This window comes from Streptomyces echinatus, assembly GCF_014203595.1.
Classification (GTDB): Bacteria; Actinomycetota; Actinomycetes; order Streptomycetales; family Streptomycetaceae; genus Streptomyces; species Streptomyces echinatus.
In genome coordinates this window covers 70,133-90,936 of sequence record NZ_JACHJK010000018.1, presented here as the reverse complement: position 1 = coordinate 90,936, position 20,804 = coordinate 70,133, and the positions used below count along the sequence as shown (strand labels likewise).

Below are 20,804 nucleotides of genomic sequence, written 5' to 3'. Positions count from 1 at the left end.
GTGACGTTGCTCGCGAATCGTGCTGGGACGATAAATCGACTTGAGTCCCGCGGCAACGGGGCACACCGCCCGATTCGCCCGCCCGCACCCCCCGAGCCACGGGCCTGCATCCGTTGTGCCCCGCTCCCCGCCGGGTAATCCGCCGGGACCGGCCCGCGCCGATCCCGGGCCCCGGCCCCCTCGCCGTTCGGGTCACGCGGCCCGGTCACCCCCCGCCCGCCCCCGACCCGCGGAAAACCGGTCCGCCGCTGTCCGCGCGGCGCCGTACACTGGGCGGAGCGAGAAGCGTGGATGGGGACGAGTAGCGGCGTACGCGGCCGAGAGCGACCCGGGGACGGTGTGAGCCCGGGGGCGAGCGCGACGTGAAGATCACCCCGGAGCCGCCGGAAGAAAGCCGCAGCCGGAACGCTGGGGCGAGTAGAGCCGGCTTCGCGACCCCAATGAGGGGGCTCACCGGCGCGTAGGGCGCGGCGGAGGGCCAAGGAGGGTGGTACCGCGGGAGCGCGCCGCACACGGCGTAGACAGGAACGAAGGCTCTCGTCCCTCCGACGGAAGGCAGCAAGTCCGTTGGAGGATGCTCGCAGATGACAGCGCCGACGTACCGCCAGGTGCCCGCACAGGTCGACCTGCCCGCTCTTGAGCACGCCGTGCTCGACTTCTGGCGCGACCAGAAGATCTTCGCCAAGAGCCTGGAGCAGTCCGAGGGCCGCCCTGAATGGGTGTTCTACGAAGGCCCGCCCACCGCCAACGGCATGCCGGGCGCCCACCACATCGAGGCGCGCGTCTTCAAGGACGTCTTCCCCCGCTTCCGCACCATGCGCGGCTACCACGTGGCCCGCAAGGCCGGCTGGGACTGCCACGGCCTGCCCGTCGAGCTGGCCGTCGAGAAGGAGCTGGGCTTCTCCGGCAAGCAGGACATCGAGGCGTACGGCATCGCCGAGTTCAACGCCAAGTGCCGCGAGTCCGTGACCCGGCACACCGACGCCTTCGCCGACCTGACGACCCGCATGGGCTACTGGGTCGACCTGGACGACGCCTACCGCACCATGGACCCCGAGTACGTGGAGTCGGTGTGGTGGTCGCTGAAGGAGATCTTCAACAAGGACCTGCTGGTCCAGGACCACCGCGTCGCCCCCTGGTGCCCCCGCTGCGGCACCGGTCTGTCCGACCACGAGCTGGCGCAGGGCTACGAGACGGTCGTCGACCCGTCCGTTTACGTCCGCTTCCCGCTCACCTCCGGTCCGCTGGCCGGCGAGGCCGCGCTGCTGGTGTGGACGACGACCCCCTGGACCCTGGTGTCCAACACGGCGGTCGCCGCGCACCCCGAGGTGACCTACGTCGTCGCGACCGACGGCGAGGAGAAGCTCGTCGTCGCCGAGCCGCTGCTCGCCAAGGCGCTCGGCGAGGGCTGGGAGACCACGGGCCAGACCTTCACCGGTGCCGAGATGGAGCGCTGGACGTACCGGCGCCCGTTCGAGCTGGTGGAGTTCCCGGAGCCGGCGCACTACGTGGTGAACGCCGACTACGTCACCACCGAGGACGGCACGGGTCTGGTTCACCAGTCCCCCGCCTTCGGTGAGGACGACCTCAGGGTCTGCCGCTCCTACGGCCTGCCCGTGGTGAACCCGGTCCGCCCCGACGGCACCTTCGAGGAGGACGTCCCGCTGATCGGCGGCGTCTTCTTCAAGAAGGCGGACGAAAAGCTCACGGAGGACCTCCAGCGGCGCGGCCTCCTCTTCAGGCACCTGCCGTACGAGCACAGCTACCCGCACTGCTGGCGCTGCCACACCGCGCTGCTCTACTACGCGCAGCCCTCCTGGTACATCCGCACGACGGCGATCAAGGACCGCCTCATCCAGGAGAACGAGGGCACCAACTGGTTCCCGGAGACGGTCAAGCACGGCCGCTTCGGCGACTGGCTGAACAACAACATCGACTGGGCGCTGTCCCGCAACCGCTACTGGGGCACCCCGCTGCCGATCTGGCGCTGCGAGGACGACCACCTCACCTGCGTCGGCTCCCGCGCGGAGCTGACCGAGCTGACCGGCACGGACCAGTCGGACCTGGACCCGCACCGCCCGTACATCGACGAGGTCACCTTCGCCTGCCGCCACGACGGCTGCGGCAAGGCGGCCACGCGCGTGCCGGAGGTCATCGACGCCTGGTACGACTCGGGTTCGATGCCGTTCGCGCAGTGGGGTTACCCGCACAAGAACAAGGAGCTGTTCGAGAGCCGTTACCCGGCGCAGTTCATCTCCGAGGCCATCGACCAGACCCGCGGCTGGTTCTACACCCTGATGGCCGTCGGCACCCTCGTCTTCGACAAGTCGTCGTACGAGAACGTCGTCTGCCTCGGCCACATCCTCGCCGAGGACGGCCGCAAGATGTCCAAGCACCTGGGCAACACCCTGGACCCGATCCCGCTCATGGACCGGCACGGCGCGGACGCGGTGCGCTGGTTCATGGCGGCCGGCGGCTCCCCCTGGGCCGCGCGCCGGGTCGGTCACGGCACGATCCAGGAGGTCGTCCGCAAGACCCTGCTGACGTACTGGAACACGGTCGCCTTCCAGGCGCTGTACGCCCGTACGTCGCAGTGGGCGCCGTCCGCGGCGGACCCGGCGCCGGCCGAGCGCCCGGTCCTGGACCGCTGGCTGCTGTCCGAACTGCACGCGCTGACCGACCAGGTGACCCAGGCGCTGGAGGCGTACGACACCCAGCGCGCCGGCAAGCTGCTGTCCGCGTTCGTGGACGACCTGTCGAACTGGTACGTCCGCCGCTCGCGCCGCCGCTTCTGGCAGGGCGACAAGGCCGCGCTGCGCACGCTGCACGAGGTGCTGGAGACGGTCACCAGGCTGATGGCGCCGATCACCCCGTTCATCGCCGAGCGGGTGTGGCAGGACCTGGTCGTGCCGGTCACCCCGGGCGCGCCGGAGTCCGTGCACCTGGCCGGCTGGCCGGAGGCGGACCTGTCGGCGATCGACCCGGAGCTGTCGAAGCAGATGGTCCTGGTCCGCCGGCTGGTGGAGCTGGGCCGCGCCACGCGCGCGGAGTCGGGCGTCAAGACCCGTCAGCCGCTGTCCCGGGCCCTGATCGCGGCCGCCGGGTTCGAGTCCCTGGACCCGGAGCTGCACACGCAGATCACCGAGGAGCTGAACGTCGAGGGGCTGGCCTCGCTCAGCGAGGTCGGCGGCAGCCTGGTCGACACGACCGCCAAGGCCAACTTCCGGGCGCTCGGCAAGCGGTTCGGCAAGCGCGTCCAGGACGTGGCGAAGGCCGTCGCGGGCGCCGACGCGGCCGCCCTCTCCCTCGCCCTGCGCGAGGGCACGGCGTCCGTGGAGGTCGACGGTGAGACGGTCGCCCTCGCTCCGGACGAAGTGATCATCACGGAGACCCCGCGCGAGGGCTGGTCGGTGGCCTCCGACTCCGGTGCCACGGTCGCCCTGGACCTGGAGATCACCGAGGAGCTGCGCCAGGCCGGGCTGGCCCGTGACGCGATCCGGCTGATCCAGGAGGCCCGCAAGAACAGCGGTCTGGACGTGGCCGACCGGATCGCGCTGCGCTGGACGTCGACGGACGCCGCGGTCGTGGCGGCGCTGACCGAGCACGCGGGACTGATCGCCGACGAGGTCCTGTCGACCGACTTCGGGCAGGGCGAGGCCGACGGCGGCTTCGGTGAGCCGTTCACCGACGAGGGACTGGCGCTGACGTTCCGGCTGCGCAAGGCGTAACCACCGGACAGGCCGAAGGCCCGGTCCCCGTCAGGGGGCCGGGCCTTCGGCGTCAGGGAAGCCGGGGAAGCCGGCGAAGCACGGCCGGGCTCCCGGGCCGGGCCGGACGCGCACCGGAAACGCTCCCCGTGCGCACCGGAACGCTCCCCGCGCAACCCGCGTAAAAAGGGCGGGGCCCCGGATCACTGGATCCGGGGCCCCGCCCTTGGGCGCTGCCGACGCCGTTGTCGTACTAGTGCCCGGTGCTCAGTTGTCGTCCTCGTCGATCAGGAACCCACGCATCGGCGAGGGTGCCTGGCCCATCGAGGACGGGCCCTGCGGGCGGACCGGGGCCATCGGCTGGGTCATGGCCGGGGTCATCTGCTGCTGGCTGCCGTAGGACGGGGCGGACGGAGCGGGCGAGCCGCCCATCGTCTGGTTGCCGCCGTAGGACGGGGCGCTCGCGCCGGCCGGGGCCATGGAGGGCGCCGGGGACGGCGGCAGCGACGCGGTGGCCGGGGTGCGCGGCGGGGCCAGGGAGTCGTCGGCCTGGGTCTCCAGCTGACGCAGCTGGGACTCGAGGTACGACTTCAGGCGCGTGCGGTACTCGCGCTCGAAGCCGCGCAGGTCCTCGACCTTGCGCTCCAGCGTGGCGCGGGCGGACTCCAGGGAGCCCATGGCGACGCGGTGCTTCTCCTGCGCGTCCCGCTCCAGGGCGTCGGCCTTGGCACGGGCGTCACGCTCCAGACCCTCGGCGCGGCTGCGGGCCTCGCCGACGATCTTGTTGGCCTCGGAGCGGGCCTCGGCGATCGCCTGGTCGGCGGTCTGCTGGGCCAGCGAGAGGACACGGGCGGCGCTGTCGCCACCGGGGCCCTGACCGGGGCCGCCCATCGGACCGCCCATGGGGCCGCCCATCGGGCCACCCATCTGCTGCTGCATGGGCGGCTGGCCGCCCATCGGGCCCTGACCCATCGGACCCTGGCCCATCGGGCCGGGACCCTGCGGGCCGCCCTGACCGCCGGGGCCGGCGGGCAGCTGCGGGGCACCGCTCGGCAGCTGGGGCGGACCACCCATGGGGCCACCCATCTGCTGCTGCGGCGGGCCCGATATGCCGGCGGGCACCGGAGCGCCGGGACCTCGCATGCCCTGCTGCGGCATGCCCTGCTGAGGCATCCCCTGCTGCGGCATGCCCTGCTGCGGCATCCCCTGCTGCTGCTCCTGCTCCGGAGGCTTGCGCATGTTCTGCTGGTTCTGCGCGGCGGCTCGCGTCGCCGCGGCCAGCTTGGCGCGCAGGTCCTCGTTCTCGCGGAGCAGACGGGTCAGTTCGGCTTCGACCTCGTCGAGGAAGGCATCGACCTCGTCCTCGTCATAGCCTTCTCGGAGGCGGACGGTCGTGAACTGCTTGTTCCGCACGTCCTCGGGGGTCAACGGCATCTCTTCACCTCAACGTAGTCATCGGCAGTCGGCAAGACCGGATCGTCCACCCTCATCTCACGAAATTCTGCGCAATGGAGATGAGAATGTAGACGATGATCATCAGTACGAAGAAGGACAGGTCGAGCGCCACGCCCCCGAGACGCAGCGGCGGGATGAACCGCCGCAGAAGCTTCAGCGGTGGATCGGTGACAGTGTAGGTGGCCTCCAGTACGACCACCATCGCCTTGCCGGGTTGCCACGAGCGGGCGAACTGGAAGACGTAGTCCATGACCAGCCGGAAGATGAGGACGACGAGAAACACCATCAGCGCGATGTAGATCACCTGCGCGAACACGCTCATGGCCTGTCGTTCCCTCTCCCCTGTTCCCGTGCTCTTCCGTGCTTCGGTCCGGTCATGCGTCTCAGCTCTGGTTGAAGAACCCGCCCTCTGCGATGCGGGCCTTGTCCTCCGCCGTGACATCGACGTTAGCAGGAGACAACAGGAACACCTTCTGCGTCACCCGCTCGATGCTGCCGTGAAGACCAAACACCAAACCGGCCGCAAAGTCGACAAGTCGCTTCGCGTCTGTGTCATCCATCTCAGTCAGATTCATGATCACCGGGGTGCCCTCACGGAAGTGTTCCCCGATGGTACGGGCCTCGTTGTAGGTCCGGGGGTGAAGCGTGGTGATCCGGTACGGCTCTCGTTCCGACACGACCTTGGGCATGATCACCGGTGCGTTCTTCTCCAGGGACTGGCGTTCTTGTGTGATGGATGCCACGGGCGCGATGCGCGCCGGGCGTCCGGATTCCGCGCCGAGCGAAGTCGCACGGGCCACCGGTTCGCGCGGCGCGGGCGGTTGCACGATTCGCACCTCTTCGTCCCTTTGGGACTGATGTGCGCCGTGCAGCTGATGGGACGGCTCGTGCCGTCGGTGGTCCCGCTCGGGCTCCGGGTCCAGTTCGGGCTCGAAGTCGTCGTCGGGGTCGAATCCGCGGCCGTCGTACCCATCGTCCTCCACGAGGCCGAGGTAGACCGCCATCTTGCGCATCGCGCCGGCCATGCTCTGAGTCCTCCGCTCTGTGGTGGATCGACTGACGACTGCCAAGTGCCCGCGATCCACGTGGCCGTTGTGCCCAATTTCACGGGCATTGACCATATTTTCTGCTGTGGTCCGACTTCCTGGCGACGTTACCCGAGCCTGGGGCGGACTCCGAGTACCGCGGTGCCGACGCGCACATGTGTCGCCCCGGCTGCCACGGCCTGTTCGAGGTCCGCACTCATCCCTGCCGACACCATGGTTGCAGCCGGATGGGCTCGGCGCAGGTCAGTCGACAAATCCATGAGCCGCTCGAACGCCGCCCGCTCACGCCCCGCGTACTCCCCGGCGAGCGGAGCGACGGTCATCAGCCCGTCGATCCGCAGCCCCGGCGCGCCGGCGACGAGGTCGGCCAACTCTTCGATTCCGCCCGGGGCCACACCACCGCGCTCCCCCCGGCCGCTCGCGTCCGCGTCCAGCGCGACCTGGATCAGGCAGCCCACCTCGCGCCCGGCCCGCACGGCCTCCTTGGACAGCGCGCCCACGAGCCGGGACCGGTCGACGGACTGCACGACATCGGCGTACCCGACCACGGAGCGCACCTTGTTGGTCTGCAACTGCCCCACGAAGTGCCACTTCAGCGGCAGATCCGCACAGGCGGCGGCCTTCGGGGCCGCGTCCTGGTCGCGGTTCTCGGCGACATGGCGCACACCGAGTTCCGACAGGATCCGCACATCGGACGCCGGGTAGGTCTTGGTGACCACGATCAGGGTCACCTCCTCCCGCCGGCGCCCGGCCGCCGCGCACGCGGCGGTGATGCGCTCCTCCACCTTCGCCAGATTCGCGGCGAGTTCGGTCTTACGGTCCGTCATGTCCCATCAGTCCAGCCAGACGTAGCCGGCGAGCCGCCCGGTGGCGCGGTCGCGGCGGTACGAGAAGTGGTCGCCCGATTCCAGCGTGCACACCGGCGACTGCGCCCGGTCGTGCACCCCGAGCCGGTCGAGCTGCGCGTGCACTCCGGCGCTCACGTCGAGCGCCGGCGTACCCCAGCTCGTTTCGGCGTGCGCCGCCGGCTCGACGGCGGTCGCCTCGGCGCGCATCGTCTCCGGCACCTCGTAGCACCGGCCGCACACGGCCGGTCCGGTCCGGGCGACGATCCGCTCCGGATCGGCGCCGAGTTCGGCCATGGCCCGTACGGCGGCGGGGACGACCCCCTTGAGCATGCCGGGCCGGCCGGCGTGGGCCGCGGCGGCGACCCCGGCGACGGGGTCGGCCAGTAGCACCGGCACGCAGTCGGCGGTCAGGACCGCCAGGGCGAGGCCGCGCCGGGCGGTGACGATCGCGTCGACCTCCGGCACCGCGGTGCCGCCCCACGGCTCGTCCACCACGGCGACGTCGGCGCCGTGCACCTGGTTCATCCAGACCACCAGGCCCGGGTCCAGGCCGAGCGACTTGGCCGCCAGCTCCCGGTTGGCCCGCACGGCCTCCGGGGCGTCGCCGACCGCGCCGCCGAGGTTCAGCTCCTCATACGGAGCGGCGCTCACCCCGCCCCACCGGTCGGTGAAGGCGAAGTGCGCGCCGCTCACGCTCTCGCGCCGTCCTATCACTTGAGGAAGTCCGGGACGTCCAGTTCCTCGGCCGTGCTGTCCGAGTAGGTCCGGGGCGACGGCGTCACCGGCGGGGTGACCGGGATGTCGGCCACCGGCTCGGGCGCCGGCTCCGGCTCCTCCTTCGGCTTGACGCTGCCCAGCGAGCCGAAGGACGGACGGCTGGGCTCGCTCGGCCGGGCCGGGGCGGGCTCCTCGCGGCGGCCCGGGGCCGAACCGGAGGCCGAGCCGAGGACGTTGTCCCGGCGGGCCGGCGGCTGGCCGCCGTCGAAGCCGGCCGCGATCACGGTGACCCGGACCTCGTCGCCGAGGGCGTCGTCGATGACCGCGCCGAAGATGATGTTGGCCTCGGGGTGGGCGGCCTCGCTGACCAGCTGGGCGGCCTCGTTGATCTCGAAGAGGCCGAGGTCGGAGCCGCCGGAGATGGAGAGCAGCACGCCCCGGGCGCCGTCGATGGACGCCTCCAGCAGCGGCGAGGAGATCGCCATCTCGGCCGCGGCCACCGCGCGGTCGTCGCCGCGGGCCGAGCCGATGCCCATCAGGGCCGAACCGGCCTCGGACATGACCGACTTGACGTCGGCGAAGTCGAGGTTGATCAGGCCGGGGGTGGTGATGAGGTCGGTGATGCCCTGAACACCGGAGAGCAGGACCTGGTCGGCGGACTTGAAGGCGTCCAGGACCGAGACCTGGCGGTCCGAGATGGACAGCAGCCGGTCGTTCGGGATGACGATGAGGGTGTCGACCTCTTCGCGGAGCTCGGCGATGCCGTCCTCGGCCTGGTTCGCGCGGCGCCGTCCCTCGAAGGTGAACGGGCGCGTGACCACGCCGATGGTGAGGGCGCCGAGCGAGCGCGCGATGTTGGCCACGACGGGCGCGCCGCCGGTGCCGGTGCCGCCGCCTTCACCGGCCGTCACGAAGACCATGTCGGCCCCCTTGAGGACCTCCTCGATCTCCTCGCGGTGGTCCTCGGCGGCCTTGCGGCCGACGGCCGGGTTGGCTCCGGCGCCGAGTCCGCGGGTGAGTTCACGGCCGACGTCGAGCTTGACGTCGGCGTCGCTCATCAACAGCGCCTGCGCGTCGGTGTTGATGGCAATGAACTCGACGCCCTTGAGACCGACCTCGATCATCCGGTTGATGGCATTGACACCACCGCCGCCGACACCGATGACCTTGATGACTGCGAGGTAGTTCTGCGGTGCTGCCACGTCGAAGGCCTCTCGCCTCGAATTACGTTGCCGTCGCCGTGCGGTGCCCCGCGCCGGGACGACAGATGCCGAATGGGACGGTCCGTAGCGCCGACCCGAACCCTAACCTTGAAGTTTAGGGTTACCAGTGTGTCTGTTCCCTGGAGTCTTCTGAACAGGACACTAAGTCGACAAGTGGCGCCCGTTCAACGAACACGCCGAACCTCCCGTTTTTCTTTTCACCCTATGTGATCAGCCGTAGCAGTGCCCAACCAGGGTGCTGGCCTGCGCTGATGTGCGTCAACTCCCCGATGACGCAGGGGCGGTGGGAACGCTGACATCGAAGTGCCGCGCGCCGGGAGCTGCTTTCATGAGAGCCGTGAGGGCCCGTGCCTTGGCGCGGCCGTCCTCGCCGCTTCCCCATGCCACCGTGCGGCCGTCGCCCAGCTGCAGCGAGATGGCGTCGTAGGAGCGGACTTGGACGGTCCGGGTGGTCCGCGCGACGGACGGGGGCAGGTCGCCGGCGACCCGGACGGCCGCGCGCACCAGCCGGCCGGTGCCGAAGCGCCGGAAACTCGCGGCACCCGGCCCCTTGCGGGAGGCGGACAGTTCCAGCGTGGGAACGCCCTTCGGCGCCTGCGGAACCGTGGCGAAACGGACACCGTCGTCGTCGACTTCGATGAAGTTCCCGCCCTTTCGGACCAACAGCACCGGAGTGCGCTCGATCACTTTCAGTCCGATTCCATGAGGCCAGGAGCGCACCACGTCCACGGTGTCGATCCGGGGCAGTTTCCGGCGGAGTCGGGCTTCGATGGCGTCCGTGTCGACGGAGGCCATCGGCGCCCCGACGGGCACGGCAGCCGCCCGCCGGACCTCCGCGGGGGTCAGCACGAGCGTGCCCGACACGGAGACATGCCGCACCCGCAGCCACTGGGAGCCGTACAGCGCCCAGAACCCGCCGCCGCCCAGGAGCAGGACGAGCACGACCAGGATGACGATCCTACGAACGCGTGGCCTTCTGAGCCCGCGGACGAGCGGCGGGCCGGACGACTCCTGCTGGCGTTCACCGCGCTCGGCGGTAGTCGGTCCGGCCACCCTCACTGCCCCTTCGTCATACGGTCCTATCGGCGCGAGGCGATCGCCTCGTACACCATGCCGACGAGCAGGTCGTCGGCGTCCCGGCGGCCGAACTCGCTTGCCGCGCGGGACATCTCGTACAGCCGGTGCGGGTCGGCGAGCACGGGCAGCACGTTCTGCTGCACCCACTCGGGCGTGAGTTCCGCGTCGTCGACGAGGAGCCCGCCGCCGGCCTTGACCACCGGCTGGGCGTTCAGCCGCTGTTCGCCGTTGCCGATGGGCAGCGGGACGTAGGCGGCCGGGAGTCCGACGGCGGAGAGTTCGGCGACGGTCATCGCGCCCGCGCGGCAGAGCATCATGTCGGCCGCGGCGTACGCGAGGTCCATCCGGTCCAGGTAACTTACCGGGATGTAGGGCGGCATCCCCGGCATCTGGTGCACCTGCGGCAGTTCGTTCTTCGGGCCGACCGCGTGCAGGATCTGGATACCGGCCTGCTGGAGCCACGGGGCGACCTGCTGGACCACCTCGTTGAGGCGGCGGGCGCCCTGCGAGCCGCCGGAGACGAGCAGCGTGGGCAGGTTCGGGTCGAGACCGAAGCGGTGCCGGCCCTCCGGGCGGGCGGCGGCGCGGTCGAGGGTGGCGATGGAGCGGCGCAGCGGGATGCCGATGTAGCGGGCGTCGCGCAGCTTGCTGTCCGGGGTGGAGACGGCGACCCGGGCCGCGTACCGGGAGCCGATCTTGTTGGCCAGGCCCGGGCGGGCGTTGGCCTCGTGGATCACGATGGGTACGCCGAGGCGCTTGGCGGCCAGGTAGGCGGGCAGGGCGACATAGCCGCCGAAGCCGACCACGCAGTCGGCCTTGGTCCGCTCCAGGATCTGCTCGGCGGCCTTGATCGTGCCGCGCAGCCGGCCCGGGACGGTGATCAGCTCCGGCGTGGGCTTGCGGGGCAGCGGCACCGCCGGGATCAGCGCCAGCTCATAGCCGCGCTCCGGGACGAGCCGGGTCTCCAGACCGCGCTCCGTGCCCAGGGCCGTGATTCCCACGGTCGGGTCCTGCCTGCGCAGGGCGTCCGCGAGGGCGAGCGCGGGCTCGATGTGGCCGGCGGTCCCCCCGCCGGCGAGTACGACATGCACCGAAATTCACCGCTCTCCGGACGAACGCGCCGCCGAGGCACGCCGTCGCATCGTGTTCCATCTCCGAGGCCCCCGCTCGGCACCGGAGCCTCCCGCCCGCTTTTTACCAAAGCGAGGTTGCCGCATCGCAAGCGCTGCCCGCGCAGCGGGCTCGTCGCGCGCGAAGGCGATCAGCAGCCCGATGGCGAACATGGTCGGCAGCAGGGCGGACCCTCCGTAGGAGAACAGCGGGAGGGGGACGCCGGCGATCGGCAGCAGACCGAGCACCGCACCGATGTTGATCACCGCCTGGGCGGTGATCCAGGTGGTCACGCCTCCCGCGGCGTACCTCACGAAGGGGTCCTCCGTGCGTCCGGCCACGCGGATACCCGCATAGCCTAGAGCCGCGAACAGGGCGAGCACCGACAGCGTCCCCGCCAGGCCCAGTTCCTCACCGGTCACGGCGAAGATGAAGTCGGTGTGGGCCTCGGGCAGTTGACCCCATTTTTCCACACTCGCGCCGAGCCCGGAGCCGAAGAGTCCGCCCGAGGCCAGCGCGTAGATGCCGTGCACGGCCTGCCAGCAGTCGGCGACGCCCGTCTTGGGCTCGGTGGCGCCGATGCAGGAGAGCCGGGCCATCCGGTTGGGGCTGGTCTTGATCAGGAGCACGCCGATCAGGGCGGCGACCGAGAGCACGCCGGCGAACAGCCGGGTCGGCGCCCCCGCGAGCCACAGCAGGCCGAAGAGGATCGCTGTGAGAATGATCGCGGTTCCCATGTCGCCGCCGAGCATGATCAGCCCGAGCAGCAGGAAGGCGACCGGGACCAGCGGCACCAGCATGTGCTTCCACTGGGCCAGCAGCTTCCGCTCCTGCTTGCGGGCGATCAGGTCCGCGCCCCACAGCACCAGGGCGAGCTTGCCGAACTCGCTGGGCTGGATCTGGAAGGAGCCGCCGAGGGAGATCCAGTTCTGGTTGCCGTTGACCGCCATCCCTATCCCGGGCACCTGCACCAGGACCATCAGGAAGACGGCACCGGCCAGGATCGGGTAGGCCAGCGCCCGGTGCAGCTTCACCGGCATACGGGAGGCGACCAGCAGCAGTGCGCCGCCGATGAGCGCGGCGAGGGCCTGCTTGCGGAAGAAGTACGACCCGGGCAGCGACAGCTGGAGCGCGGTGATCTGGGAGGCCGAGTAGACCATCACCAGCCCCAGCACGATGATCAGCACGCTGCCGCCGAGGATCAGGTAGTAGGCCGTCAGGGGCCGGTCCCAGGCCTTGCGGGCGCGCGTGTAGAACCGCCGCACCGGGTTGTCGCGCGGGGTCCGGGCGACGGCGGGACGGCGGGACGCCCGCTGTACGGGCGGGCGGCCGGTACGGCTACCGGGCATCGGCGCCTCCACTGAACGTCGACCGTCCCACGCGTCCCTCCCAAGATCCGCCCGGCAGGCGGCCGGGGTCAGGCTCCGAGCTCGCGGACCGCCGCCGCGAACGCGTCACCGCGCTGGTTGTAGTTGGTGAACATGTCCATGGAGGCACAGGCCGGGGCCAGCAGCACCGTGTCGCCGGGCCGAGCCAGCCGCTTCGCCTCCGTCACCGCCTGAAGCATCGCCCCAGTGTCGGTCCGGTCGAGGTCGACCACGGGTACTTCCGGGGCGTGTCGCGCGAGGGCCTCGCGGATCAGGGCCCGATCGGCACCGATCAGGACCGCACCGCGGAGCCGCTTCGCCGACCTGGCGACCAGCTCGTCGAAGGCCGCGCCCTTCGCCAGGCCACCCGCAATCCATACAATCGGTTCATATGCCGCCAAGGAGGCCTCCGCGGCGTGGGTGTTGGTCGCCTTGGAGTCGTCCACGTACGCGACCCCGTCGATGTCGGCCACGTGCGCGATGCGGTGGGCGTCCGGGCGGAAGGCCCGCAGACCGTCCCGTACGGCGGAGGCCGGCACCCCGAAGGCGCGCGCGAGGGCCGCCGCCGCAAGGGCGTTGGCGATGTTGTGCGGGGCCGGCGGATTGACGTCGGAGACCTCGGCCAGCTCCTGCGCGTTCTTCTGCCGGTTCTCCACGAAGGCGCGGTCGACCAGGATGCCGTCGACCACACCGAGTTGGGAGGGGCCGGGCGTGCCCAGGGTGAACCCGACGGCCCGGCAGCTCTCTTCGACGTCGGCCTCGCGCACGAGGTCCTCGGTGGCCTCGTCGGCGACGTTGTAGACGCAGGCGACCTTGTTGCCCTCGTAGATGCGGCCCTTGTCGCGCGCGTACGCCTCCATGGAGCCGTGCCAGTCCAGGTGGTCCGGCGCGAGATTGAGGACCACCGCCGAGTGCGCCCGCAGGGAGGGCGCCCAGTGGAGCTGGTAGCTGGACAGCTCGACGGCGAGGACGTCGTACCGCTCCTCGCCGAGGACCGCGTCCAGCAGGGAGACGCCGATGTTGCCGACGGCGGCCGTGCGCAGGCCCGCGGCCGTCAGGATCGAGGCGAGCATCTGGACGGTCGTGGTCTTGCCGTTGGTGCCCGTCACGGCCAGCCAGGGGGCCGCGTCGGGCCCGCGCAGCCGCCAGGCAAGCTCCACGTCGCCCCAGACCGGCACGCCCGCCTCCCGGGCCGCCAGGAACAGCGGCTTGTCGGGCTGCCAGCCGGGCGCGGTGACGATCAGCTCGGTGCCCTCCGGCAGGGTCGCCCCGTCCCCCAGGCGCACGGTGATGCCGAGCGCCCGGAGTTCGGCGGCCTGCTCGCGCGCGCGTGCGTCGTCACCGTCGTTGACGACCGTGACGGCGGCCCCGCGCGCGTGCAGCACCTTCGCCGCCGGGACGCCGGAGACACCGAGCCCGGCGACGGTGACGTGCTTGCCCTGGAAGTCGAAGAGCTCCGAGGAGGAGGTCACTTGTCCGCTGCCCATCCCGCGTAGAAGAGGCCCAGTCCGACGATCACACAGATGCCCTGGATGATCCAGAAGCGGACCACCACCAGGACCTCGGACCAGCCCTTGAGTTCGAAGTGGTGCTGGAGCGGTGCCATCCGGAAGACGCGCTTGCCGGTGAGCCGGAACGAGCCGACCTGGATGACGACCGACATGGTGATGAGGACGAACAGGCCGCCCATGATGGCCACCAGCAGCTCCGTGCGGGAGAGGATGGCCAGGCCCGTGAGGACACCGCCGAGCGCGAGCGAACCGGTGTCACCCATGAAGATCTTCGCCGGCGAGGTGTTCCACCACAGGAAGCCGAGGCAGGCGCCCATCAGCGCGGAGGCGACCACGGCGAGGTCCAGCGGGTCGCGCACCTCGTAGCAGGCACCCGGGTTGGTGAGGGTCTGCGCGTTGGCGCAGGACTCCTGGAACTGCCAGACGCCGATGAACGTGTAGGCGCCGAAGACGAGGACCGAGGCTCCGGTGGCGAGACCGTCCAGACCGTCGGTCAGGTTCACGCCGTTCGACATCGCGAGGATCATGAACAGCGCCCAGACCACGAACAGCACCGGGCCGATCGACCAGCCGAAGTCGGTGATGAACGACAGCTTCGTGGACGCCGGGGTATTGCCGCGCGCGTCGGAGAACTGCAGGGACAGCACGGCGAAGGCGATGCCGACGATCAGCTGGCCGGCCATCTTGGCCTTGGCCCGCAGACCCAGCGAACGCCGCTTGACGATCTTGATGTAGTCGTCGAGGAAGCCGACCAGGCCCATGCCGAACATCAGGCCGAGGACCAGGACGCCCGAGTACGTCGGCGTCTGACCGGTGATCACCTTGGACAGGAAGTACGCGACGATCGTCGCCAGGATGAAGGCGATACCACCCATGGTGGGCGTACCGCGCTTGCTGGCGTGTTCCCGGGGGCCGTCGTCACGGATGTACTGGCCGTAGCCCTTGCGGGCGAGCAGCTTGATCAGCAGCGGGGTGCCGATCAGTGTCAGGAAGAGGCCGATGACACCCGAGAACAGGATCTGCTTCATCATCGGGCATCAACCCCACGCCCGGTACCGGCCTCGACGAGCGCCTGGCCGACGCTCTCCAGCCCCACCGAACGGGACGCCTTCACGAGTACGACGTCCCCCGGGCGCAACTCGCTGCGCAACAGGTCGATCGCCGCCTGTGCGTCGGACACGTGCACCGACTCCTCACCCCACGAACCCTCGTTATATGCGCCCAGTTGCAGCCAGGAGGCCTCAACCCCCCCGACGGCGACGAGCTTGCTGACGTTGAGCCGGACGGCGAGCCGTCCGACGGCGTCGTGCTCGGCGAGCGCCTCGTCCCCCAGCTCGGCCATCTTGCCGAGCACCGCCCACGTGCGGCGCCCCTTGCCCATGGCCGCGAGCGCCTTGAGGGCGGCCCGCATGGACTCGGGGTTGGCGTTGTAGGCGTCGTTGACGATGGTCACGCCGTCCGGGCGCTCGGTGACCTCCATGCGCCACCGGGAGAGGGTGCCCGCCTCGGAGAGCGCCAGGGCGATCTCTTCCGCGGACATGCCCAGCTCATGGGCGACGGCGGCCGCGGCGAGCGCGTTCGACACGTGGTGCTCACCGTACAGGCGCATGGTCACATCGCTTGCACCGGAGGGTGTGTGAAGCCTGAAGGAGGGCTGTCCGCTGTCCGTGAGTCGCACGTTCTCGGCGCGTACGTCCGCTTCGGCCGACTCTCCGAAAAGGACCACCTTCGCCTTGGTACGGGAGGCCATGGCCCGGACCAGCGGGTCGTCGGCGTTGAGGATCGCCGCACCGCCGTCCTGCGCGGAGGGCAGCGCCTCGACGAGTTCGCCCTTCGCCTGGGCGATCTGCTCGCGTCCGCCGAACTCGCCGATGTGGGCGGTGCCGACGTTGAGGACGAGGCCGATCCGCGGCGGGGTCAGCTCGGTGAGGTAGCGGATGTGGCAGATGCCGCGGGCGCCCATCTCCAGCACGAGGAAGCGCGTCTCCTCGGTGGCGGACAGGGCGGTCAGCGGCAGGCCGATCTCGTTGTTGAGCGAGCCGGGCGTGAACACCGTCGGCGCCTTGTGCCGGAGCACCTGGGCGATGAGGTCCTTGGTGCTGGTCTTGCCGGCCGAGCCGGTCAGGGCGACGAGGGTCGCGCCGAGCCGGCGTACGACGTGCCGGGCCAGAGCGCCGAGGGCGGTCTGGACGTCGTCCACCACGATGGCGGGGACACCGACCGGCCGGGAGGCCAGCACGGCGACCGCGCCGGCCTCGACGACCTGCGGTGCGTAGTCGTGGCCGTCCACGCGCGCGCCGACGAAAGCGGCGAACAGGCTGCCCGGCACCACCTCGCGGGAGTCCCGGACGACCGGTCCCGTCACCTGCGTGGACGGATCCGGTATGTCGTGCGTCTGCCCGCCGACGACTGCTGCGATCTCGGCGAGAGAGAGGGCGATCACAAGTTCATCCCTGGGTCTTCTGGATAGCTTCGCGAAGCACCTGGCGGTCGTCGAAGGGACGGACCACGCCGGCGATGTCCTGGCCCTGCTCGTGGCCCTTGCCCGCCACCAGCACGGTGTCCCCGGCCTGGGCGCGGCCCACGGCGGCGGCGATGGCGGCGGCCCGGTCCTCGAAGAGGAGCACCTCGCCGCGCTCGTGCGCGGGCACCGAGGCCGCGCCCTTGAGCATGCTCGCGAGGATCGCCAGGGGGTCTTCGGAGCGGGGGTTGTCGGAGGTCAGTACGGCCGTGTCGGACAGCCGGGCCGCGGCGGCGCCCATCGGGGCGCGCTTGGTCTGGTCGCGGTCGCCGCCGCAGCCCAGGACGACGTGCAGCCGGCCCTTGGTGACCTTGCGCAGTGCCTTGAGCACGGACTCGACCGCGTCGGTCTTGTGCGCGTAGTCGACGACCGCGAGGTAGGGCTGCCCGGCGTCGACACGCTCCAGCCGGCCGGGGACGCCCGGGACGGCGGCGATGCCGTCGGCGGCGGCCTGCGGGTCGAGGCCGGCCGCGGCGAGGGCGACCACGGCGGCGAGGGTGTTCGCCACGTTGAAGGGGCCGGCGATCGGCGACCTGGCGTGGATCCGCTCGCCGTTCGGGCCGAGGACGGTGAACGTCGAGTCCATGGGGCCGACCTGCACGTCCTCGGCGCGCCAGTCGGCGTCGGGGTGGCCCTCGGCGGAGAAGGTGACGACCGGGACGGTCGCCTCCTCGGCGAGCCGGCGGCCGTACTCGTCGTCGGCGTTGACCACGCCGAGTCTGCTGCGTTCCGGCGTGAAGAGCTGTGCCTTGGCCCGGAAGTAGTCCTCCATGTCGGAGTGGAACTCCATGTGTTCCGGGCTGAGGTTGGTGAAGACGGCGATGTCGAAGACGCAGCCGTCGACCCGGCCGAGGACCAGGGCGTGGCTGGAGACCTCCATGGCGACCGCCTCGACGCCGCGCTCGCGCATGACGGCGAACAGGGCCTGCAGGTCGGTGGCTTCGGGGGTGGTGCGCTCGGACTTGATGCGCTCGTCGCCGATGCGCATCTCGACGGTGCCGACGAGACCGGTGGCGCGGGCGGTCCGCAGGCCGCCTTCCACCAGGTAGGCGGTGGTGGTCTTGCCGGAGGTGCCGGTGATGCCGATCTGGAGCAGATCCCGGCCGGGGTGGCCGTAGATCGTCGCCGCCAGTTCGCCCATCCGCGCGCGCGGGTCGTCCAGGACCAGGACGGGCAGGCCGGTCGCGGCGGCGCGCTCGGCGCCGCTCGGGTCGGTGAGCACGGCGACCGCGCCGAGGCCGGCGGCCTGGGTGACGAAGTCGGCGCCGTGCAGCCGGGCGCCCGGCAGGGCGGCGTACAGGTCGCCGGGGCGGACGGCGCGCGAGTCGTGGGTGATCCCCGTGATCTCGGCGGAGCCGGCCGGAGCGGCGGCACCCAGCTGATCGGCGAGTTCCGCCAGGGGTGTGGCGGAGACCTGAACCGGTCGCGGCGGTCCCGGATATGTCACGGAAGCGCCCTTCTGGGTGGTTTGGGACTGATCAGCGTGTGGCACGGCGGTGAGCGTACCGGGCGTACCCGCTCCGGGGCGAAGTGAGGGGCTCTCGGCCCCGTGGTCCCCGGCGCCGGGGGTGATCGTTGTCACGAGCTCGTTCCTGGTGATTCCGTGGCTGATCAGGGCTTGTAGTCGACGGGCAGGCTGGCGGGCTTCGCCCCGGTCGGGGGGACCTGGAGGGTCTTCAGGGCGAACTCCATCACCTGCTTGTAGATGGGACCGCAGATCTGGCCGCCGAAGTAGCTGCCCGAGGTGGCGTTCTGGATGGCGCAGTAGACGGTGATCCGCGGGTTGTCGGCGGGGGCGAAGCCGGCGAACGACGAGGTGTAGCCGCGGTAGCGGCCGGTGGCCGGATCCACGCGGTTGGCCGTGCCGGTCTTGCCCGCCACCCGGTACCCCGGGATGCGGGCCTTGATGCCGGTGCCCTGCTCGTCGTCGACCACGGACTCCAGCATCTGGGCGACGCTCTTGGCGGTCTTCGCGCTGACGACCCGTGTCTGCGGGGGCTTCGGCGCCGGGGTGAAGCGCCCGTCCGCGTCCCTGGTGCCGCGCACCAGGGACGGCTCGACGCGGACGCCGCCGTTGGCGATGGTCGAGTACACGGAGGCGGCCTGCATCGCGTTGATGGAGAAGCCCTGGCCGAAAGGGATCGTGTACTGCTGCGAGGTGGACCACTTCTGCGGCTGCGCGAGGATGCCGGGGGTCTCCCCCGGGAAGCCGAGGCCGGTGTAGCTCCCGATGCCGAACTTGCGCAGGTAGGAGTGGAGGACCTTGTTGGCCTCGGGCTGGCTCCTGCCGAGCTCGCCGGTGGCCAGGATGGTGCCGATGTTGCTGGACTTGGCGAGCACGCCGTTGAGGGTGAGGTACCAGGTGGCGTGGTCGATGTCGTCCTGGAAGAGCCGGTCGCCGCGGTGCAGCCGGTTGGGTACGACGACATGGGTGAGCGGGGTCGCCGCCTTCCGCTCCAGCACGGCCGCCATCGACATCACCTTCGCGGTGGAGCCGGGCTCGTAGGCGTCCTGGAGGGCCGCGTTGCCCATGGCGTCGCCGTCGGCCTTCGACAGGTCGTTCGGGTCGAAGCCGGGTGAGTTGGCCATGGCCAGGATCTGGCCGCTGCGGGTGTCCTGGACGATGACGTAGCCGCGGTCCGCCCGGGACTTCCTCACCTGCTCGCTGATCGCGTTCTGGGCGGCCCACTGGATGTCGCGGTCGATGGTCAGCTCGATGTCGGAGCCGGGCACGGCGGGCGTCTCGGTGGAGCCGGCCGTGGGCACCTCGCGCCCGCCGGACTGGGCGTACCGGAGCTTGCCGTCCTTCCCGGTGAGCTGCTTGTTCAGCTGCTGCTCGACACCGCCGCCGCCCTGGCCGTCGGCGTTGACCCAGCCCAGTATCCCGGCGGCCAGGTCGCCGTTGGGGTACACGCGCTGGCTGCTGGGGTCGGCGAAGACCCCGGCCAGCACGTTGACGGTGGACCGGTCCGTCTCGCCCTTCTTGGTGAGCGCGGTCTTCAGGTCCCTGATCTGCTTCCAGACCTGGGGGGTCTGCCGGGCGGCGAGCCGGGTGTAGCGGGAGTTCCGGTTCTCGGGCCGCAGCTTCTTGAGGAGCGCGGCCTGGTCCTGGCCGAGGATCGGGGCGAGCAGCGCGGCGGCGCGCTCCGGACCGTCCTGGATCTTCAGCTGCTTGACGCCGAACATGGTCGGGTCGGCCGTGATGTCGTACGCGTCCTCGCTGACGGCGAGGGCGACGCCGTTGCGGTCGGTGATCTCGCCGCGCTCGGCGGCGAGGGTGTGGACGACGTACCGGTTCTGCTCGGCCCGGGCCGCGTAGGCGCTCGCGTCGACGGCCTGGACCTGGAGCAGCCGTACGACGAAGACGAGCAGCACCAGGGTCAGGGCGAGGCCGACCAGGCGCAGCCGGGGCCGGGGGCTGCCGAGCCGGAGCGGGCGCGGGGGCATGGGCCGGGATCCGGCCGGGCGGCGGGCCGGCCGGGCACCGGGCCCGGGCTGCCGGACGGCGCTCCGCGGCCGGGGAGGCCCCGCGGGCCCGGGCACACGGCGGCGCGGCGCTTGCCTGTCGGACACTTCCGTCACCTGCCGGGGGTCGGGGTGGCAATGGGCTGGGGTGCGGCGGGCGGCGCGGAGGCCGCGGGGGGCCCCTGGGGCCGGGCCGGCGCGACGGTGGGCGGCGGCGTGCCGGGGGCGGTGGGTGCCGCGGTGCCGGGGGCGGTGGTGGGGGCCGCGGTGGCGGAGGCGCCGGCGGGCGGGAGCAGCCCCCCGGGGGCGGCCGGGCCCGAGAGGGCGGCGGTGCGGGGGGCGGCGCCGGGGACGCCCTTGATCCGGCCGTCGGGGCCGAGGAAGGCCGGGTCACCGCCGGGGACCATGCCGAGTTCGCCGGCGCGGCGCTGGAGGGCGTCGGGCGCCGAGTAGGCGTCGATGTCGCGCTGCAGGGCCTGTTGCTCGTCGGTGAGGGCCTTCGTCCGCTTTCGCAGGTCGTCGAGTTGGAACGAGCCTTCGCTGAGCGCGGAGTTGAGCACCAGCAGGCCGATGAGGCCGCCGCCGAGGAGCACGACGACGAGGAGGACGAACGGGGTGCGGGCCGCCTGGGCGCGGCCGGCCGGGAGGAGCCGGGCGAGCCGGGCGGCCCTCCCCTTCAGCTCGGGTTTCCTGCTCACTGCTCCCCCGGTGCGTGGGGGATGCCGCTCCCCCGGTGCGCGGGGGGAACCCTCCGACC

At 71.3% G+C, this 20,804-nt stretch carries 16 protein-coding genes; 1 reads left to right on the top strand and 15 read right to left on the bottom strand.

All coding sequences use genetic code 11. From position 1 onward, the window contains the following. The first annotated feature begins 584 nt into the window (after nucleotides 1-584). Complete coding sequence (gene ileS, locus FHS34_RS35955) at nucleotides 585-3,728, top strand: isoleucine--tRNA ligase (RefSeq protein WP_184973493.1); 3,144 nt, start codon at nucleotides 585-587, stop codon at nucleotides 3,726-3,728. 246 nt (nucleotides 3,729-3,974) lie between these two features. On the opposite strand, the gene FHS34_RS35950 is transcribed toward ileS, so the two are convergent. From FHS34_RS35950 to ftsL, 15 genes are all read right to left on the bottom strand, one after another. Continuing rightward, nucleotides 3,975-5,141: a DivIVA domain-containing protein gene (locus FHS34_RS35950; RefSeq protein WP_184973491.1), complete on the bottom strand. Its 1,167-nt coding sequence runs from the start codon at nucleotides 5,139-5,141 to the stop codon at nucleotides 3,975-3,977. A 52-nt stretch (nucleotides 5,142-5,193) separates the two neighbouring features. Continuing rightward, nucleotides 5,194-5,484, bottom strand: coding sequence for a YggT family protein (locus FHS34_RS35945; protein ID WP_161298001.1), 291 nt, complete (start codon nucleotides 5,482-5,484; stop codon nucleotides 5,194-5,196). Between the two features lie 61 nt (nucleotides 5,485-5,545). Then, nucleotides 5,546-6,187 carry a cell division protein SepF gene (locus FHS34_RS35940; RefSeq protein ID WP_184973489.1) on the bottom strand — a complete coding sequence of 214 codons (642 nt, stop codon included), beginning with the start codon at nucleotides 6,185-6,187 and terminating at the stop codon, nucleotides 5,546-5,548. A 128-nt stretch (nucleotides 6,188-6,315) separates the two neighbouring features. Then, nucleotides 6,316-7,035 carry a YggS family pyridoxal phosphate-dependent enzyme gene (locus FHS34_RS35935; protein WP_184973487.1) on the bottom strand — a complete coding sequence of 240 codons (720 nt, stop codon included), beginning with the start codon at nucleotides 7,033-7,035 and terminating at the stop codon, nucleotides 6,316-6,318. Nucleotides 7,036-7,041: 6 nt separating this feature from the next. Continuing rightward, nucleotides 7,042-7,770 carry a peptidoglycan editing factor PgeF gene (gene pgeF, locus FHS34_RS35930; protein ID WP_184973485.1) on the bottom strand — a complete coding sequence of 243 codons (729 nt, stop codon included), beginning with the start codon at nucleotides 7,768-7,770 and terminating at the stop codon, nucleotides 7,042-7,044. Beyond that, nucleotides 7,767-8,975 carry a cell division protein FtsZ gene (ftsZ, locus tag FHS34_RS35925; protein WP_184973483.1) on the bottom strand — a complete coding sequence of 403 codons (1,209 nt, stop codon included), beginning with the start codon at nucleotides 8,973-8,975 and terminating at the stop codon, nucleotides 7,767-7,769. The genes pgeF and ftsZ overlap by 4 nt, the downstream gene beginning before the upstream one ends. A gap of 279 nt (nucleotides 8,976-9,254) precedes the next feature. Continuing rightward, nucleotides 9,255-10,049 (bottom strand): cell division protein FtsQ/DivIB, encoded by a 795-nt coding sequence (locus FHS34_RS35920; protein WP_184973481.1) that lies wholly within the window; start codon nucleotides 10,047-10,049, stop codon nucleotides 9,255-9,257. 26 nt (nucleotides 10,050-10,075) lie between these two features. Further along, nucleotides 10,076-11,164, bottom strand: coding sequence for an undecaprenyldiphospho-muramoylpentapeptide beta-N-acetylglucosaminyltransferase (gene murG / locus FHS34_RS35915; RefSeq protein WP_184973479.1), 1,089 nt, complete (start codon nucleotides 11,162-11,164; stop codon nucleotides 10,076-10,078). 6 nt (nucleotides 11,165-11,170) lie between these two features. Next, nucleotides 11,171-12,532, bottom strand: coding sequence for a putative lipid II flippase FtsW (gene ftsW / locus FHS34_RS35910; protein WP_184973477.1), 1,362 nt, complete (start codon nucleotides 12,530-12,532; stop codon nucleotides 11,171-11,173). A 68-nt stretch (nucleotides 12,533-12,600) separates the two neighbouring features. Next, nucleotides 12,601-14,037 (bottom strand): UDP-N-acetylmuramoyl-L-alanine--D-glutamate ligase, encoded by a 1,437-nt coding sequence (gene murD / locus FHS34_RS35905; protein WP_184973475.1) that lies wholly within the window; start codon nucleotides 14,035-14,037, stop codon nucleotides 12,601-12,603. Then, nucleotides 14,019-15,092: a phospho-N-acetylmuramoyl-pentapeptide-transferase gene (gene mraY, locus FHS34_RS35900; protein WP_184973473.1), complete on the bottom strand. Its 1,074-nt coding sequence runs from the start codon at nucleotides 15,090-15,092 to the stop codon at nucleotides 14,019-14,021. The genes murD and mraY overlap by 19 nt, the downstream gene beginning before the upstream one ends. Next, a complete protein-coding gene (locus FHS34_RS35895) occupies nucleotides 15,089-16,504 on the bottom strand; it encodes a UDP-N-acetylmuramoyl-tripeptide--D-alanyl-D-alanine ligase (protein ID WP_184973471.1) in 1,416 nt (471 codons plus the stop codon). The genes mraY and FHS34_RS35895 overlap by 4 nt, the downstream gene beginning before the upstream one ends. Nucleotides 16,505-16,508: 4 nt before the next feature. Next, complete coding sequence (locus tag FHS34_RS35890; RefSeq protein WP_184973469.1) at nucleotides 16,509-18,029, bottom strand: UDP-N-acetylmuramoyl-L-alanyl-D-glutamate--2,6-diaminopimelate ligase; 1,521 nt, start codon at nucleotides 18,027-18,029, stop codon at nucleotides 16,509-16,511. A 164-nt stretch (nucleotides 18,030-18,193) separates the two neighbouring features. Continuing rightward, nucleotides 18,194-20,155, bottom strand: coding sequence for a peptidoglycan D,D-transpeptidase FtsI family protein (locus FHS34_RS35885; protein WP_308288330.1), 1,962 nt, complete (start codon nucleotides 20,153-20,155; stop codon nucleotides 18,194-18,196). Between the two features lie 5 nt (nucleotides 20,156-20,160). Beyond that, nucleotides 20,161-20,745: a cell division protein FtsL gene (gene ftsL, locus FHS34_RS35880; protein ID WP_184973465.1), complete on the bottom strand. Its 585-nt coding sequence runs from the start codon at nucleotides 20,743-20,745 to the stop codon at nucleotides 20,161-20,163. Nucleotides 20,746-20,804 lie beyond the last annotated feature (59 nt).

Coding starts and splice junctions, on each gene's coding strand:
- murD (WP_184973475.1), bottom strand. CDS start 14,037: ATGGGCAGCGGACAAGTGACCTCCTCCTCGGAGCTCTTCGACTTCCAG.
- FHS34_RS35950 (WP_184973491.1), bottom strand. CDS start 5,141: ATGCCGTTGACCCCCGAGGACGTGCGGAACAAGCAGTTCACGACCGTC.
- FHS34_RS35945 (WP_161298001.1), bottom strand. CDS start 5,484: ATGAGCGTGTTCGCGCAGGTGATCTACATCGCGCTGATGGTGTTTCTC.
- FHS34_RS35935 (WP_184973487.1), bottom strand. CDS start 7,035: ATGACGGACCGTAAGACCGAACTCGCCGCGAATCTGGCGAAGGTGGAG.
- mraY (WP_184973473.1), bottom strand. CDS start 15,092: ATGATGAAGCAGATCCTGTTCTCGGGTGTCATCGGCCTCTTCCTGACA.
- FHS34_RS35940 (WP_184973489.1), bottom strand. CDS start 6,187: ATGGCCGGCGCGATGCGCAAGATGGCGGTCTACCTCGGCCTCGTGGAG.
- ftsW (WP_184973477.1), bottom strand. CDS start 12,532: ATGCCCGGTAGCCGTACCGGCCGCCCGCCCGTACAGCGGGCGTCCCGC.
- ileS (WP_184973493.1), top strand. CDS start 585: ATGACAGCGCCGACGTACCGCCAGGTGCCCGCACAGGTCGACCTGCCC.